The sequence below is a fragment of the Aestuariivirga sp. genome (assembly GCF_044238155.1).
In the GTDB taxonomy this organism is placed as follows: domain Bacteria; phylum Pseudomonadota; class Alphaproteobacteria; order Rhizobiales; family Aestuariivirgaceae; genus Aestuariivirga.
The window spans coordinates 1-15198 of sequence record NZ_JBIIDX010000083.1 but is presented as its reverse complement, the minus strand read 5'-3'; the positions used below and the strand labels follow the sequence as shown (position 1 = coordinate 15198).

The 15198-nt window shown below is 61.9% G+C and carries 17 protein-coding genes; 13 read left to right on the top strand and 4 right to left on the bottom strand.

Translation table 11 applies throughout. The features are described from left to right. Positions 1-209: ArsR/SmtB family transcription factor (locus tag ACILRN_RS10095; protein WP_395687906.1), on the bottom strand; the 209-nt coding region annotated here is incomplete at its 3' end. 109 nt (positions 210-318) lie between these two features. Here ACILRN_RS10095 and ACILRN_RS10090 point away from each other — a divergent pair. Continuing rightward, positions 319-1248, top strand: coding sequence for a fatty acid desaturase family protein (locus ACILRN_RS10090; protein WP_395687902.1), 930 nt, complete (start codon positions 319-321; stop codon positions 1246-1248). Here ACILRN_RS10090 and ACILRN_RS10085 read toward each other — a convergent pair. After that, positions 1226-2110, bottom strand: coding sequence for a DMT family transporter (locus ACILRN_RS10085; RefSeq protein WP_395687900.1), 885 nt, complete (start codon positions 2108-2110; stop codon positions 1226-1228). The two genes, ACILRN_RS10090 and ACILRN_RS10085, sit on opposite strands and share 23 nt — an antisense overlap. A gap of 145 nt (positions 2111-2255) precedes the next feature. Here ACILRN_RS10085 and ACILRN_RS10080 point away from each other — a divergent pair, with 145 nt between their 5' ends. The 7 genes from ACILRN_RS10080 (at position 2256) to ACILRN_RS10050 (ending at position 8857) form a co-directional block, all read left to right on the top strand. Then, positions 2256-3383, top strand: coding sequence for a PotD/PotF family extracellular solute-binding protein (locus ACILRN_RS10080; protein WP_395687898.1), 1128 nt, complete (start codon positions 2256-2258; stop codon positions 3381-3383). Between the two features lie 70 nt (positions 3384-3453). Further along, positions 3454-4494, top strand: coding sequence for an ABC transporter ATP-binding protein (locus tag ACILRN_RS10075; protein ID WP_395687896.1), 1041 nt, complete (start codon positions 3454-3456; stop codon positions 4492-4494). Then, positions 4491-5402 carry an ABC transporter permease gene (locus tag ACILRN_RS10070; protein WP_395687894.1) on the top strand — a complete coding sequence of 304 codons (912 nt, stop codon included), beginning with the start codon at positions 4491-4493 and terminating at the stop codon, positions 5400-5402. Before ACILRN_RS10075 ends, ACILRN_RS10070 begins: the two co-directional genes overlap by 4 nt. Continuing rightward, positions 5395-6234: an ABC transporter permease gene (locus ACILRN_RS10065; RefSeq protein WP_395687891.1), complete on the top strand. Its 840-nt coding sequence runs from the start codon at positions 5395-5397 to the stop codon at positions 6232-6234. Before ACILRN_RS10070 ends, ACILRN_RS10065 begins: the two co-directional genes overlap by 8 nt. Further along, on the top strand, positions 6231-7229 hold the full coding sequence (locus ACILRN_RS10060; protein WP_395687889.1) for a zinc-binding dehydrogenase: 999 nt from the start codon (positions 6231-6233) through the stop codon (positions 7227-7229). Before ACILRN_RS10065 ends, ACILRN_RS10060 begins: the two co-directional genes overlap by 4 nt. 1 nt (position 7230) lies before the next feature. Beyond that, positions 7231-7842 (top strand): transcriptional regulator BetI, encoded by a 612-nt coding sequence (gene betI / locus ACILRN_RS10055; protein WP_395687887.1) that lies wholly within the window; start codon positions 7231-7233, stop codon positions 7840-7842. Further along, complete coding sequence (locus ACILRN_RS10050) at positions 7835-8857, top strand: alcohol dehydrogenase catalytic domain-containing protein (RefSeq protein WP_395687886.1); 1023 nt, start codon at positions 7835-7837, stop codon at positions 8855-8857. The genes betI and ACILRN_RS10050 overlap by 8 nt, the downstream gene beginning before the upstream one ends. Positions 8858-8990: 133 nt before the next feature. On the opposite strand, the gene ACILRN_RS10045 is transcribed toward ACILRN_RS10050, so the two are convergent. Together ACILRN_RS10045 and ACILRN_RS10040 are read right to left on the bottom strand one after the other, a co-directional pair. Next, on the bottom strand, positions 8991-9779 hold the full coding sequence (locus ACILRN_RS10045) for an MBL fold metallo-hydrolase (RefSeq protein ID WP_395687884.1): 789 nt from the start codon (positions 9777-9779) through the stop codon (positions 8991-8993). Between the two features lie 62 nt (positions 9780-9841). Further along, positions 9842-10852 (bottom strand): sterol desaturase family protein, encoded by a 1011-nt coding sequence (locus ACILRN_RS10040; RefSeq protein ID WP_395687883.1) that lies wholly within the window; start codon positions 10850-10852, stop codon positions 9842-9844. Positions 10853-10977: 125 nt separating this feature from the next. Between ACILRN_RS10040 and ACILRN_RS10035 the strand changes: the two genes are divergently transcribed. The 5 genes from ACILRN_RS10035 to ACILRN_RS10015 form a co-directional block, all read left to right on the top strand. Next, positions 10978-12054 (top strand): PotD/PotF family extracellular solute-binding protein, encoded by a 1077-nt coding sequence (locus tag ACILRN_RS10035; RefSeq protein WP_395687881.1) that lies wholly within the window; start codon positions 10978-10980, stop codon positions 12052-12054. 9 nt (positions 12055-12063) lie between these two features. After that, the gene (locus ACILRN_RS10030) at positions 12064-12873 is read left to right on the top strand and encodes an ABC transporter permease (RefSeq protein ID WP_395687879.1); all 810 of its coding nucleotides are present in this window, start codon (positions 12064-12066) and stop codon (positions 12871-12873) included. 4 nt (positions 12874-12877) lie between these two features. Continuing rightward, a complete protein-coding gene (locus ACILRN_RS10025) occupies positions 12878-13648 on the top strand; it encodes an ABC transporter permease (RefSeq protein WP_395687877.1) in 771 nt (256 codons plus the stop codon). Beyond that, positions 13649-14692 (top strand): ABC transporter ATP-binding protein, encoded by a 1044-nt coding sequence (locus tag ACILRN_RS10020; RefSeq protein ID WP_395687875.1) that lies wholly within the window; start codon positions 13649-13651, stop codon positions 14690-14692. Next, positions 14689-15198: cysteine hydrolase family protein (locus ACILRN_RS10015; RefSeq protein WP_395687872.1), on the top strand; the 510-nt coding region annotated here is incomplete at its 3' end. The genes ACILRN_RS10020 and ACILRN_RS10015, both read left to right, overlap by 4 nt.

Genomic DNA, 15198 nt, shown 5'->3' with positions numbered 1-15198 from the left:
TTGCGGCTCTGCCGCTCGACCGAGACGAGTCCAGCCCGGTTGAGGATTGCGAGGTGCGTGGAGAGGGTATTGTGCGGCACCTTGAGCAGCCGAGCCAGCTCCCCGGCCGAAAGTCCATCTGGTTCATGCTGCACGAGCAGGCGGAAGGCGGCAAGCCTCGTCGGCTGCGCCAGGGCGGTCAGGGCGTCAATGGCTGTCTTGGTTCTCATCTGTCGGGACATGTCGACGCATTTTGTGACGGACCGATGACGTTTGCCGCCCGCGCACGGTATTTTCCGGGTGGTTGACAGCATCCGGATCTGGCCGGAATATCTCTCATTGATCAAGACAGGTCCGCGTTTTACGGCAATGACCGCACCTCTGCCATCAACCATTCGTCAGGAGGCCGAGGCTGGCCGCCGCCACACGCCGGATTTCGCCTGGCGTACCCTTCTGCTCGAAGTGGAACTGTTCCTTATCTTCATTGCGGCGACGGTTGCGGCCCTGGCGGGTTTCATTCCCATGTGGCTCGGCATGATTGGCAACACCGTGTTCATCTACGCGCTCTACACTGTCGTGCATGAGGCGGTTCATGCCAACATCAGTTCCCGCCGACGCTCTCTGGCCTGGGTGGATACGCTGGCGGGGGTAACCGCCTGCCTGCCGCTTTGGCTCAATTTTCACCAGCATCGCCGCCAGCACATGGTGCATCACGCCCGCACAAACGAGGATGATGACCCCGACATCTACGCGCGCGGGGGCTTCTGGGGCTGGCTCCTCGTTCGGCTGCCGCTGGCGCTCGTCGGCTATTTCAACCCTGTCCAGCAATATCGTGATTGCCGGCGCTTTGGCTGCACGCGGCAGGAATACGTGTTTACATTCCTCGGGTTCTCTGCTGGCGCCGCTCTGGTCGCGGCAATCCTGGCCATGGGCTACTGGAAGGAGCTGCTGCTCCTGTGGTTCGTCCCGTGGTGGATTGGCCAGACGATCATGCTCACCTTCTTCACCTGGACGCCGCACCACGACCACCATGAAACGGGGCGCTACCGCAACACCCGAATCTCGCTCTTCCCCTTTGCCAACATCCTGCTGCAGGGGCAGAACTATCATCTCATCCATCACATGATGCCGGGCATTCCACATTATCGGTACAAGCCGGTGTTCGAGGAGTTGCGTCCCGTCCTTGAGGCCAGGGGAGTGCGCATTGAGGGGATCTTTCCCGATCCGCGCAACGAAGGGCCCCCGCTCAGCGCCGGAACACCTCGATAAGGGCGGCGCTCACGATCAGCGCCGTGCCGATGCCGATCGAGACCCCGAATGCTTCACCCGACAGGATCGCGGCCGAGAGTGTTCCGAACAGGACCTCCGTCATCAGCAGGATTCCGACCCGCGCTGAGTCGATGCGCTGGGCTGCCCACAATACCAGAAAATTGGGTGGCACGTAGAACGCCAGACCAAACAGAATGATCCATGGCATCATCGGCAAGAGGTTTTGGCCTGCTGCAAGATGAAACGAGAGCAGTGCCGCCACCAGCAGAATGACCGTTGCCGAGATGAAGCCGCCCAGCGAGAAGCTGAAGACCGGCAGGGCGATGCCCTCGGCCGGGCGGCGGAAACTGCGCATGGTGCCGGCCGCCCAGAACATGCCGCTGATCAGCGCCAGGCCATCGCCCATGTTGCGGGGCAACGGCAGTCCGCCCGATACGCCAAGCACCGCCGCAAGCCCGGCAAAGCCCATGACAAGGGCCAGCATGCGGCTCCCCGTCAGCCGCTCGCGAAACAGCAGCCAGCCCCCGAGTGTGCTCCAAACCGGCGTCATGTAGAACAGCAGGATAGCGTGGATGACATCCGTCATGACCAGGCTCACTGTGTAGAGCGAGAAAGCCGTACCCAGCAGCATGCCGTTGACCATTTGGTCGCCGAAGCCATGCCAGGCGCTGCGGCGCAGCAACCAGGGCAGGGCAGACAGCATCCCCAGGGCATTGAAAATCAGGGAGATCCAGCCTCCCCCCACGCCCTCGGCCTCGATCAGCCGAAGGGGAAGCCAGAACAGGCCCCACATTGCGCCGCACACCGCCACGGCGGCCGCCGGCAGCAGATGCCGGTTGGCGTGCCCGTCTGTCATTGTCATGAAACGCTTATGGCAAAAGCGCGTGTCGCAACGCAACAAATCCTTTTCCTGAAGCCACCATATTTCCTTGACCCCCGCGAGATCGGTTTGTTTATATGAGGGTCCGGAAATAAAACATTCAAATCACCGGATTACGGAGGAAGCAATGAACAAGACCATCAGCAGCCTGAGCGCCAGCCGCCGCACCTTTCTGAAGCGCGCCGGCCTTGCGGTGGCCATGCCGGCCATCATCGGGCGCGCGTCCGTAACGACAGCGCGCGCTGCTTTCGAAGGCGAAAGCCTGATCGCCGTGTCGTGGTCGGGAAACTACGAACAGGTATTCCGCGAAACCATCATTGATCCCTTCAACGCCAAGTACAACACCAAGGCTGAAACGGTTGGCGGCTGGGATCAGATCGTCAGCCAGATCAAGGCGGCGCCCGAGGACAACCCGCCCTTCGACGTCACTGTGGCGGAAGAATACATCTCCTCCTCCGGCCTGGCTGAAAACCTCTACGCGAAGACCGACCGGTCCAAGATTCCCAATCTCGATGCCGTCTATCCCTGGTTCTATGAGACGCGGCCGGACAAGGCCAAGGACTATGGCATCCCCTTTGGCGGCGGCACCTGCATGTTGCTGTTGCGGAAGAGCCTCGGTATCGCGCCGGATACCTGGGGTCTCCTTTGGGATGACCGGCTGGCCGGCAAGGTGACTGCCGACAGCGGAGCCTGGTGGTGGACGCTCTCGGTTCCGGCGGTGATGAGCCAGTCCTCGCCCGGCCTCGACGAGATGTATGACATCAGCACCGCTGAGCCGTTGTTCCAGCAGCTTGACAAGCTGAAGATCGCCAAGTGGTTCAAGGACGGGGCCGAGCAAGCCAACCTGCTCAACCAGGGCGAGGCCGATGTCGCGATGAGCTATTCCTCCGATGCCTACACCTTTATGAACCAGAGCCCCGGCGAATATCTGGCCTCGGTGCCGAAGGAAGGCGTCTCGGCCTGGGCGGACTGGTACTTCAAGGTGCGTGGCACCAGGCACAATGATCTCGCGGACCTGTTCATGAACTATCTCCTGGACAAGGAAACCCAGGATCGCTTCCTCGCCAAGACGCTCATCTTCATGGCGCGCAAGGACGTGACGGTGCCGGAGCATTGGGTGGGCTATCCCAAGTCCAACGAGGACTATCACAAGATGTTCCAGATCATCACCATGGACGGCTGGGACAAGATCAACGCCAACTACCAGGCATTCGACGACCGCATGAAACAGACTGTCGCAAGGACCTCGGGTTGAGCGATCCTCATGAGGCCCGCGCCCTGGGCGCGGGCCTCATGATTGCCATGGGCTGTCGGGAACGATGACCATGCCGGCACTTGAACTTCGCAATGCGGTGCGGCGCTTCGGCTCGGTCGTTGCGGTCAATGATGTGTCCTTGTCGGTGGCCAAGGGCGAGTTCCTCACCCTGCTGGGGCCTTCCGGGTCCGGTAAGACGTCGACGCTTCGCCTGATTGGCGGCTTCGAGGATCTCGACAGTGGCTCCATCCTCATTGACGGGCAGCGCATCGATCATCTGCCCGCCTATCAGCGCGACACCGCGACCATCTTTCAGTCGGGTGCATTGTTTCCTCACAAGACGGTCGCGGAGAACGTGGCCTATGGCTTGCGCATGCGCAAGGTGCCGAAGCCCGACATGGACAGGCGCATCGCCGAGGCGCTCGACATCGTGCGGCTCACAGGCTTCGAGCAGCGTTATCCTGGGCAGTTGTCGGGTGGCCAGAAGCAGCGCGTGGCGCTGGCGCGCTCGCTGGCAGTCAGGCCTGCCATCCTGCTCTTCGACGAGCCGCTCTCCGCGCTGGACCTGTCGCTGCGCCTGCAGTTGCGTGCCGAGATCAAGCGCCTGCATGACGAACTCAAGTTCACCGCCATTTACGTGACCCATGACCAGGGCGAGGCCATGGCCATGTCCAGCCGGGTCGCGGTCATGAACAGTGGCCGCATTGAACAGGTGGACGTGCCAGAGAAGATCTTCCACGCGCCGGTCAGCGAGTTTGTCTACACCTTCATCGGTGAAAGCTGCTGCCTCACCGTGCAGAGCGGAGCCGCGGGCCTCACGGACAAGACGGGCGCTGCCATTGGCCTGAGGCTTGAGCAGGTCCTGCCTGAAGGACCCTCGCGGATCTATGTGCGGCCATCGCGCCTGAGGCTGGCAGCCGAGGCAGCGTCATGTCCCAATCGTCTTTCGGCGCGTGTCCACTTCATCGAATTCCTGGGTGATGTCTACCGCTATCACATGCGTGCAGGCGCGCTCGAACTGGCCGCCGATCATTCTGGCGCCATCGGGCTCATGGCAGGTGATGCCATCGAGGTCGGCTGGCGAAACGAGGACATGAGGATCTTCCGGTGACAGTGGCGATGCCGGACGCCGAAACCGATCACGAGACCGCGCGCCGCGTCCTGCGGCGGCGTCAGGCGCTGGCGCCCTGGCTTCTCATGCTGCCCGCGCTGCTCGTGGTGGTGGTATTCTTTGGTCTGCCCATGCTGCTGATGGTGCGCATGAGCTTCAACCTCCATATAGACCAGAGGCTCTATGTTCCGGGCTTCACCTTCGATCACTACGTCAACCTGTTCTCCAACCCGCTGTTCACCAACGCCATGTGGACCACGGTCCAGCTTTCGATCATGGCCTCTCTGGCCACCGTGTTCATCGGCTATGTGTTTGCCATGCTCGTATGGCTCAAGCCGCCGCGCTGGCGGCTTCTGATGATCGGGCTGGCGCTCTGTCCGCTGCTGATTTCGGAAATCGCCATCATCTTCGGCTGGTGGATGTTCTTTCCCAAGAATGGCCTGCTCAGCTACGCGCTGCTCCAGTCCGGGCTCATCTCCGACAAGATCAGCCTCATGTATACCGAATTTGCCGCCTTCGTCGGGCTCATCTACGTCACGCTGCCGTTCTGCTTCTTCATCCTGCTGTCGATCTTCGACGGGCTCGACAAGCGCCTTCTCGAAGCCAGTGCCGATCTTGGCGCCTCGCCGCTCACCACCTTCCGCGAGGTGCTGCTGCCGCTCACCTGGACCGGCATCCTGGTTGCCTTTTCGCAGTCCTTCATCTGGACCATCGGCACCTACGCCACGCCTTCGGCGCTGGGGCCTGACACGCTGTGGACCATGGGGTTCCTGATCCAGGAGCAGATGCTGGGCAAGCACAACTGGCCGATGGCCTCGGCCTTCGCCACCGTGCTGATCATTGGCGTTGCCTGTGTGATGTTCATCACGCGAAGCATGCAGTCGAAGCGGACATCCTTCCATGTCTGATCACGCCATCCGCCGCAGCCTCGAGCCCTTGATGTTCCGTGCACTGGCCATTGCCTTTACGCTGTTCATCATCGGCTACATTCTGGTGCCGATCCTCGTGACCCTGGTCATGTCCTTCAATGACGCCGCGATGATCCGTTTCCCGGTCAATGCCTGGTCGTGGCGCTGGTATGCGGATTTCTTCGGCAGCGGACAATGGACCGACGCGCTGCAGAACAGCATCATGATTGCCGCGGGCACCGCTCTCATTTCGACAACGGCCGGCATACTCTGCGCCTGGGCGTTTCAGCGTTTTCCCATTCCGGGGCGCGATGCGCTGTATGTGCTCATCATGCTGCCGCTGTTCATGCCGGGCGTGGTGCTGGGCCTCGGCGTGGCCATTGCCTTTGGCGGCCTGTCAATCGGGGACTACGCTTTTTATGGCTCGCGCCCGATGGTCATGCTTGCCCATTCGCTGTGGGCCATGCCGCTGGTCTTCATGCTCATGGAAGCCACCTTCCGTACCATCGACAACCGTGTCGTCGAGGCCTCCTATGATCTGGGTGGCGGTCCGGCGCGCACCTTCGTCGAGATCGTGCTGCCCATGGTGTCGACCGGCGTTGTCTCCTCGCTGCTGTTTGCCTTCGTGATCTCGCTCAATGAATTCGTGATGGCGCTGTTCCTCACCGACCGCGATACGCAGACCCTGCCCGTACTCATGTGGCTGAGCCTGCGCTCTGCCGGAACGCCCAGGCTGGCCGTTGCCTCGGTCATCCTTGCGCTTACGGTGTTCGCCTGCCTCAGCCTCATCATGCTTTGGTACATCCGCCAGCTGCGAAAGGTTTCGCGATGAAGATAAAGGCAGTCGTTGCCACGGCGAAGGGTGGCCCGGAGGTTCTCAGACTTCAGGACGTTGACCTGCCCTGGCCGCAGGGCCCGTCGGATGTGCTGGTCACGCTGCGGGCAGCCGCGCTCAACCCGGCGGATGTGTTCTTCCGGCAGTTGGGTGGCTATGTCGAAGGACCCTCGCCCTTCGTTCTCGGCCATGATGGCATGGGCGTGGTCAGTGCGGTTGGCCCGGCAGTCACCACAGTGAAGCCCGGCGACCGCGTGTGCTTCTGCAATGGTGGCATCGGTGGTGTCATGGGCACCTATGCCGAGGCAGCGGTCGTTCCTGACTGGCAGCTGGCCAGGGTGCCCGACTCCGTTGACGACGCCACCGCTGCGGCTCTTCCGCTTGTCTCCATTACCTGCTGGGAAGCACTTTATGACCGCGCGAATGTCCAGGCGGGTGAACATGTGCTGATCCACGGCGGGGCAGGCGGCACCGGCCATGTGGCCATCCAGCTGGCCCGCTTGCGCGCGGCGCGCGTGGCAGCCACCATCAGTTCGCCGGTCAAGGCGAGGCTCGCTGCCGCAGATGGCGCCGACTGCCTGATCAATTACCGCGAGGCTGATTTCGCGGAAGAGGCGCTGCGCTGGTCCGGCGGCTTGCAGGTTGGCTTCGACAATGCCGGCGCGGAGGTGATGCAGAAGACCTACCGCGCCATGGCGCCCTATGGCCGCATCGTGTCGCTGATGGGCATCGCCCCGGATGACGCCGATCTCAATGCCTACAACCTCAATCTGACGCTTCACAATGTGATGATGCTGACGCCCATGTGGAAACACCTTGCCGATCGTCTCAAACAGCAGGCGGCGATCATTGCCGAAGCCCTGAAGCTGGTTGCCGGGGGCCGTCTGAAGATCCGTGTGGCAGAGAGCTTCGCTCTTGCCGAGGCGGCAAAGGCGCAGTCATGTCTTGAAAGCGGCCAGGCGGCCGGAAAGGTAGTCCTGCGGATATCCTGACGTGCCAACATCCCGCTCACGCATCGAGGACATTCGCCGTCACGAGCTGATCGAGGCGGCCTATCAGACGTTCCTCGACCATGGCCTGAATGGCTTGACGATGGCGCGCATCAGCAAGCGCTCCGGCCTGTCGACAGGCATCATCAACTACTACTTCAAGTCCAAGAACGACCTCATCTTCGCATTTGTGCGCAAGGCCTATTTCCGGACCCTCACCGACACCGCCCGCATGCTCCGCACTGCCAGGTCGCCACGCGAGCGGGTGGACGCCATCATTGCGGCGCATCTCAGTGAACGCATCTTCACGATCGAGGGCTCAAAGGCGTGGATCGGCTTCTATGCCTTCCTTGACAAGCGGCCCGATCTTGCCCGTTTGCAGAGGGTCTTCGACCGGCGTGTCATCAGCAATCTCGTCCATGCCCTGTCCGCTCTGGTGCCGCATGAGGAGGCACAGTCGATAGCGATCAGCATCGTCGTTCTGATCGACGGGCTGTGGGTGCGCCGGTCAACTGACATGACGGAACTTTCTTCCGCCCAGGCCATGACGATCACCGGTCAGGCCGTCGACGTGATGCTTGAGGCCGCTCTTCGAAAGGAACGCAATCATGACTGAAACCATGTGGGCGGCCCGGCTTGTCAATCCCGGGCAGCCGCTTGAGGTCTCGCGTGTTCCGGTCCCTCGTCCTGGGCCAGGCGAGTTGCTGTTGAAGCTCGAGGTTTCGGGCATCTGCCACACCGATCTGCATGTCGCGGAGGGCAAGGCCTTTCCGTCTGGTGCGCCAGAGCCGCTGACGCTGGGCCACGAAGGCATCGGCCAGGTGGTGGAGGCAGGCCCGGGCACCCGAACTCCTCTTGGCATGAGGCTCGGTGCGCCGTGGCTGCATGACATATGCGGCCGGTGCCGCAGTTGTCTCACCGGTTCTGAGTCCTTCTGCCCGGATCAGCGCGCCCATGGTTTCAACGTCAATGGCTCCTTTGCCGAATATGTCATTGTGCAGGAGCGGCTTGCAGCCGTGGTGCCGGCCGCCATCGAAAGTCCGGCCGCAGCGCCCCTGATGTGTGCTGGTGTCACGGCCTATGGTGGTGTTCTGAAGGCCGATCTCGCGCCAGGCAAGCTCGCCGTCATCGTTGGCTGCGGCGGCCTTGGCCAATATGGTATCCAGATCGCCAGGCTCACCGGCGCCACGGTCGTCGCTGTCGATACCAGCGCCGCCAAGCTCAGGGAGGCTGAGGCCCTCGGGGCTGATGCCTGCTTCATTGCCGATGATGCCACGGCGGATAAGGTCAAGGCCCTCGGCGGGGCGGATGCCGTTCTCAACTTTGCGCCCTCCAATCGCATCTGGCCGATGGTCACCGGCATGGTGAACAATCTGGCCACCATCGTCTCGGTTGCCATGGTGGCTGAGCCGGTGCCGCTGGTGCTCGAGTGGCTGACTTACAATGGCGTGAAGATCACCGGCACCAGCGTCGGAACCCGCCAGCAGATGCAGGATTTTCTTGCCCTTTCCGCCCGTCATGGTTTTCGGATTGACCTCGAGATGGTGGCGCTCAGGGACATCAATGCGGCGATGCAGCGGCTGGCCCGGGGCGGGGTCAGGGGCAGGCTTGTGATTGACTTCGCCGCCTGAGCCTCGCCGCCGTGTTCGCGGCATCAGGGCAGGCGCGCGGATCCGGTCGAGGCGGGGCTGCGGCAGTGGTCATTCTGTCCAGGGCGCTGCCTTGGCATCCTCGTCCGCGCGCAGGAGCCTGCCAGCCGGTAGCTCAGCCCCTCTGCGAGGTGATCCAGTCCCTGACGTCGCCCAGTCGCTGTCCACCGGTCAGATAGCTGTCGATCAGTTCGTCGAGCCTCGCCTTTCCGAATGGCGCCTCGTGCCCTGCAAAAACCCGTGCCACCGGCAATTCCTTCAGCCGCCGCAGTGAGTGGACATAGGCTTCGGCATCAGAGTGCCAGGCATCATCGATCAGCAAGCCGTCATAGATCACGTCACCGCTGAACAGCGTCTGGCTGGCGGCCTCGTAAAGCGCGATGGAGCCCGGCGAGTGGCCAGGCAGGTGAAACACGCGGAACACCCGGTCGCCGGTGTCGAGAACATCGCCCTCGTCCAGATGCCCGGTGAGCGGGGCCGGTGTCAGGCTGAAGCGGCGCAGATCATAGTCCTGATGTGGAAGCGCAGTGAGAAGCTCAGCTTCGATCCAGCTCGCGGCACAGCTCCGCTGCGGGTCCGGCGCGGCGAAATCCTGCGCTTCCAGCCTGTGGCCCAGTCGCGCGCTGAATTCATGCAGTGAGCCCATGTGATCGAAATGGCAGTGTGTGCAAATCGCTGTCACGGTACGCTCGCTGAGCGCGGCAATATCCGCCTTGAGCGGCCGCAAACCCATTCCGGTATCGATGAGCAGGCTTTGCTCTCGCCCGTGGATCAGCCACATGTTGCATCGCATCCACGGCGCCACATGGGTTTCGATGATCTGGCTGAGCCCGCTGTCGATATGCCGGATTTCATACCAGGCGCCTGAGGCCACGGGCCTGGTCAGGCCGTCTTGCTGAGCCACGTCAGGGTTCCCTCGCTGCGAAGGCTCGAGTTTATCAGTTCGTCGCAGCTCTGGCTATGTTCTCAGGCCCCGGCCTTGTTCATGCGCGCCACTTTTCTCGCATGGCGCGCTTCCATGCGTTCCTGGCCTTCCCTTGATCCGTCGTGCCAGGTGCCGAACCACTGATCGAGCGGGATCAGCCCGTCGCCGCCGTAGTTCACCTCGAAATACTTGTGATGCAGGTAGTGGACATAGGCGTGGCTATCGAGTGTTGCGTTGTCGGTGATCTCAAGCTTGTCGAAACCGATGTGACCGTTGAGTGCGCCATACCCCGCCATGTTGAGCTGCAGCAGCCCGATCAGAGGATTGGACGGGATCACCAGATGCCACAACGCCACGGCATGATAGAGAAACGTTTCGACAGGATGCATCGAGAGCGACGACCACGGCGAAGGGTTCACCGAATTGTGATGCACCGAATGCACCCACTTGTAGAGGAACGGCGTGTGAATCAGGCGGTGGATCAGGAAGAAGTGCACCTCATGGATCATCGGCGTGATGAAGACAAGAAGTGCCAGATGATAGGGGTTCTCCGTCCAGCTCAGCCATGGCGCCAGGCCATTGGCGAAGCTCCATAGCAGAATGACCTCAACCAGTGTCCAGAACACGATGCCGGACAGATACGTCCTGAGAAAATTGTCGATATTCTGGCTCTTGAACCAGAACACGTCCGACGGCTGCTCGTATGGGAACTTGGCATTGTATTTGAAGCGCGTGCCCTGCCGGCGTTTCCAGTAGTAGACGGCCTCTATCGAGCCATACATCAGGAAGATGCCGACGCCGTTCACCATGTAGAGCCAGAGTACCCAGCCCCAGCTCAGTGTCTTCATGGTCTCCCAGTCGGGCAGGAGGACGTACCAGTAGAGCAGGGTGACGGCGACGTGAAATGCGTTCCACGGCCAGGCATAGCCGATCAGGAACTTGCCCCACGCCCTGAGGTCGAAGGGCCTGCTCCAGAAGAATGCCACCTGTGGGTGCTGATTGGGCGACCAGTCTCCGCGCTTGTTCCGCGTGCCGAATTCGAGATCGTTCATGCTGATGCATCCAGAATCTCCCAAAGGTGACATTGCGGAAGTTCTGAATCAATTGCATTGCATGCAGCCGGTTGCCGGGCAATGTCGCGCATGTTAGGTTTATTCAACGAAATCAGGAGGAAATCATGCGTCTTTCGATCAATCGTCGCGCTGCACTCGGGCTTTTGGGTTCCGTCCCGCTGCTGGGCGCCATGCCCCGTCTCGGTCACGCTGCGGGTGAAATCAAGGTTCTCAACTGGCAGGGTTATGGCACGGATGAGAAATGGGCGCTCGAGGCCTTCGAGAAGGCAACCGGCATCAAGGTCGTGCATGACTATTTCAACTCCGAGCAGGAGATGCTCACCAAGCTGCGCACCAGTCCCGGCGCCTATGACGTTGTGCTGATCAACAACATCTATGTGATGGATGCCGCCAACGAGGGCCTCATCCAGCCGATCGACACCGCGAAGCTCTCCAACTTCGCCGATCTGGCGCCCGCCCTGCGCGACAGTGACCGTTTCGTGAAGGATGGCAAGACCTATGCCGTCTCCTGGGTCTGGGGCCTCACCTCCTTCGCCTATAACTTCGACAAGATCACCGACAAGATCGACAGCATCGAGGCCCTGTGGAATCCCGCCTATGCCGGCAAGGTCGGCATGCGTGACGATGCCATGGAGGCGATCCAGTTTGGTGCGCTCGCCACCGGCCAGGACATCAACAACCCCGCCGACATGGCCAAGGTCAAGGACAAGCTCATGGCATTGAAGCCGCAGCTGAAGACCTTCTGGTCATCCGAGGACGAGTGGAACAAGCTGTTTGCAGCAGAGGATTATCTGGTTGCCGTCTACTGGTCTGGCAGCGCCTCGCGCTCGCGCAAGGCCATGAAACTGCCGGTTCAGTTCGTCGTGCCGAAGGAAGGCGCAATCGGCTGGTTCGACGGGCTGGCCGTCGCTGCGGGTGCGCCCAACCCGGATGGCGCGCTCGCCTTCATCAACTACATGGTCGATCCGTCCTTTTATGTGCCGTGGGACACCAATGTTGGCGCGCCGGCCTCCGCCAACCTCAAGGCCATGGCGGGCCTGCCGGAGGATGCGCTGAACCGCGCGGTTCTCGGCGATCCTGAGGTCGTCAAGCGCGTGCAGTGGATGGCGCCGGTCACCGATCAGCAGCGCCAGGCCCAGCAAGAACTGTGGGATGAAGTAAAGACCTCCTTCGCACAGTAGGTTTCCTTCATGCCTGGTGCGGGCAAGCACCTGCGAGTGACCGCCCTGGTGGCGCCAGCCTATCTGTGGCTGGCGCTCACCATATTCTTGCCGCTGGCCGTCATGCTGTTCTTTTCGTTCCTGACCGCCGTGCCGGTCGGCGGACGGGAGGCGCAGCTGACGCTGCAGCACTACGTGTCGTTCTTCACCAAGAAGATCTACTGGTACAATGCGCTGCGCTCGCTGGAGCTCGCCGCCTATGTGACGGCAGGCTGCGTGCTGCTCGGCTATCCGGTGGCTGTCGTGCTCACCCGCATGATTGCGGGTCGCGCCCGCGAGGCTATCTTCCTGTTGATCATCCTGCCGTTCTGGACCAATGCACTGGTGCGCACCTTCTCCTGGACCATGGTGCTGCGCGGTCCCTTCGACATCATCTTCACCTATCCGGCTATCGTCATCGGGCTCATCCACGCCTATCTGCCCTATGCCGTTCTCACCATCTATGTCTCGTTGCAGGCCATCGACGAGCGCGTCATCGAGGCAGCCCGATCGCTGGGCGCCAGCAGGCTGCAGGCCTTTCTCCGCGTCATGCTGCCATTGAGCCTGCCCGGCGTGCTGGCAGGGGTGTTTCTCATCTTCGTGCCGGTGACCGGCTCCTTCATGGAACCGCGCATTCTGGGCGGCAAGGATGCCATCATGCTGGGGCCGATCATCGAAAGCCAGTTCACCGCCACCTTCAACTGGCCGCTGGGGGCAGCCCTGTCGTTCATCATGCTTGCCATCATTCTGCTGATGCTGGCTCTCGGCTATCCGCTGTTGCAGCGGCATATGGTGCGCTAACGCGATGCGCTATCTGGGCCTCACATATCTCGGCGCCATTCTCGCCTTCCTTTATCTTCCTGTCGCCATCATGATGATCATGGCGTTCAATGCCTCGCCGCTCTACGAACTGCCGTTCCGGTTCGATCTGGTCTGGTTCAGGGCGCTTGCGCAAAATGACAGGCTGCTCACTGCGGGCTGGAACAGCGTATGGATCGCGCTTCTGTCGTCGGTCATCGCCACCGCGCTGGGAACGCTGGCCGCTCTTGGCCTTGCCCGCAACGAATTCACCGGAAAGCGTTTTCTGCAGCTCATGTTGTTTCCACCCATCACCATTCCGTGGCTGATCATCGGCACGGCCATGCTGATCTTCTTCTTCTGGACGGGCGTCGGCCGCGGCCTGCATGCCATCCTTCTGGGGCATGTGGCGCTGTCGCTTCCCTATGTGATCGTGGTGGTGGGCGCGCGGCTCGCCGCGCATGGTCCGGAGCTCGAAGAGGCAGCCGCCAGCCTTGGCGCAGCTCCAGCCCAGGCCTTCTTCCGGGTGACAGTACCCCTGTTGGCGCCCGGCATCGTCGCTGCGGCGATGTTTGCCTTCGCGGTCTCCTTCGACCAGTTCATCATTTCCTATTTCCTTGCCGCGCCGGGCACCTCCACGCTTCCGGTCGAGATCTTCACCGCCATCCGCAAGGGCTTCACGCCCGAGATCAACGCCATCTCGTCCATCGTCATCATCGTGTCCATGAGCATCGTTCTCGTCGTGTCGCGTTTCTATAAATTTGGTGGAGACCGTTAGATGACCACGATCAGCGTCACCTCCGTCTCCAAGAGCTATGGTGCGTTCAAGGCGCTCGATGATGTGTCGATCGACTTCGCAGATGGTGAATTCTTCGGGCTGCTGGGGCCCTCGGGCTCCGGCAAGACGACGCTGCTCAGGGCGATTGCCGGCTTCGTGACGCCGGATCAGGGCCGCATCGCCTTCGATGGCGAGGCGGTCGATGCGACACCGGTCCACAAGCGCCGCATCGGCATGGTTTTCCAGTCCTACGCGTTGTTTCCGCATCTCAGCGTGGCGCGCAACCTGGCCTTTGGGCTTGAGGTGCGCGGCGATCCGCAAGCCGAAACGGCGCGCCGCATCGAGCAGTATCTGGCACTGGTGCGGCTGTCAGGTCTCGGTGGCCGCAGGCCGCGCGAGCTATCGGGCGGGCAGCAGCAGAGGGTTGCGCTGGCGCGCGCGCTGATCACCGAGCCGCGCGTGCTTCTGCTGGACGAGCCGCTGGGCGCGCTTGACCGCAAGCTGCGCCAGGAGATGCAGGTGGAATTGCGCGACATCCAGCGCCGTACCGGCATCACCACCATTTTCGTGACCCACGACCAGGAAGAGGCCCTTACCCTCTCTGACCGGATCGCCATCATCAATGAGGGCCGGATCGTGCAATCCGGCACACCGCAGCAGGTCTATGAGCGGCCCGTCAGCATCTTCGCTGCGCAGTTTCTTGGCGATGCCAACATACTGCGCGGCACGGCCGCCGCCGAAGGCCTCGTTCTTGCCGATGGCACCATGATCCGCCTTCCCGCGCAGTCGTCCGGCCTTGCCATCGTGCGGCCCGAGAAGATCCGCATCGGCAGCGGTGCGGCAGCGGGAATGAATGCGCTCAAGGGAGTCGTCATGCAGAGTGTCTATTCCGGCGCAAGCGTAATCTACCGCGTTGCGGTGCCGGTTCTTGGCGAAACGCCGTTTCTGGCCTTCGTGCAGAACGCCTCCGGCGAGCTTCACCAGCCCGGCGCCGCGGTGACACTGTCCTGGGAGGTCGCGCACACCATGGCGGTGGCCTCGTGAGTGGCGGCCTGCTGCACGGCCCGCTGGGGCCGGAAGCCTGCCATGTCGCGATCGACATGCAGGTGTTCTTCGCGTCAGGCAGCGAGTGGGCTGTGCCGGATACGCTGCGCGTTCTGCCGGTGGTCGAGCGTCTCGCGCGGCATGCCCCGGCCAGCACCATCTTCACCCGCTTCATGCCGCCGCGCACCGTCGCAGAGGCGCATGGTCAGTGGCAGACCTACTACCGCCGCTGGTCGAGCGTGCTGCGCCAGGCCAACGACACTGGCATTTACGATTTGCTGCCACCGCTCCGGGAGTTGGCGTCGCCAGCGCAGGTGGTGGACAAGTCAGCCTATTCCGCCTTCGAGTCGGTTGGGTTCTGCGATGTGCTGAGCCGCCTCGGCTTCAAGGCCTTGATCCTCACCGGCATCGAAACGGATGTCTGTGTGCTCGCCACGGCGCTCGATGCGGTCGACCGGGGCCTGCGCGTCGTGATGGTCAGCGATGGCCTGGGCAGTGGTAGCGAG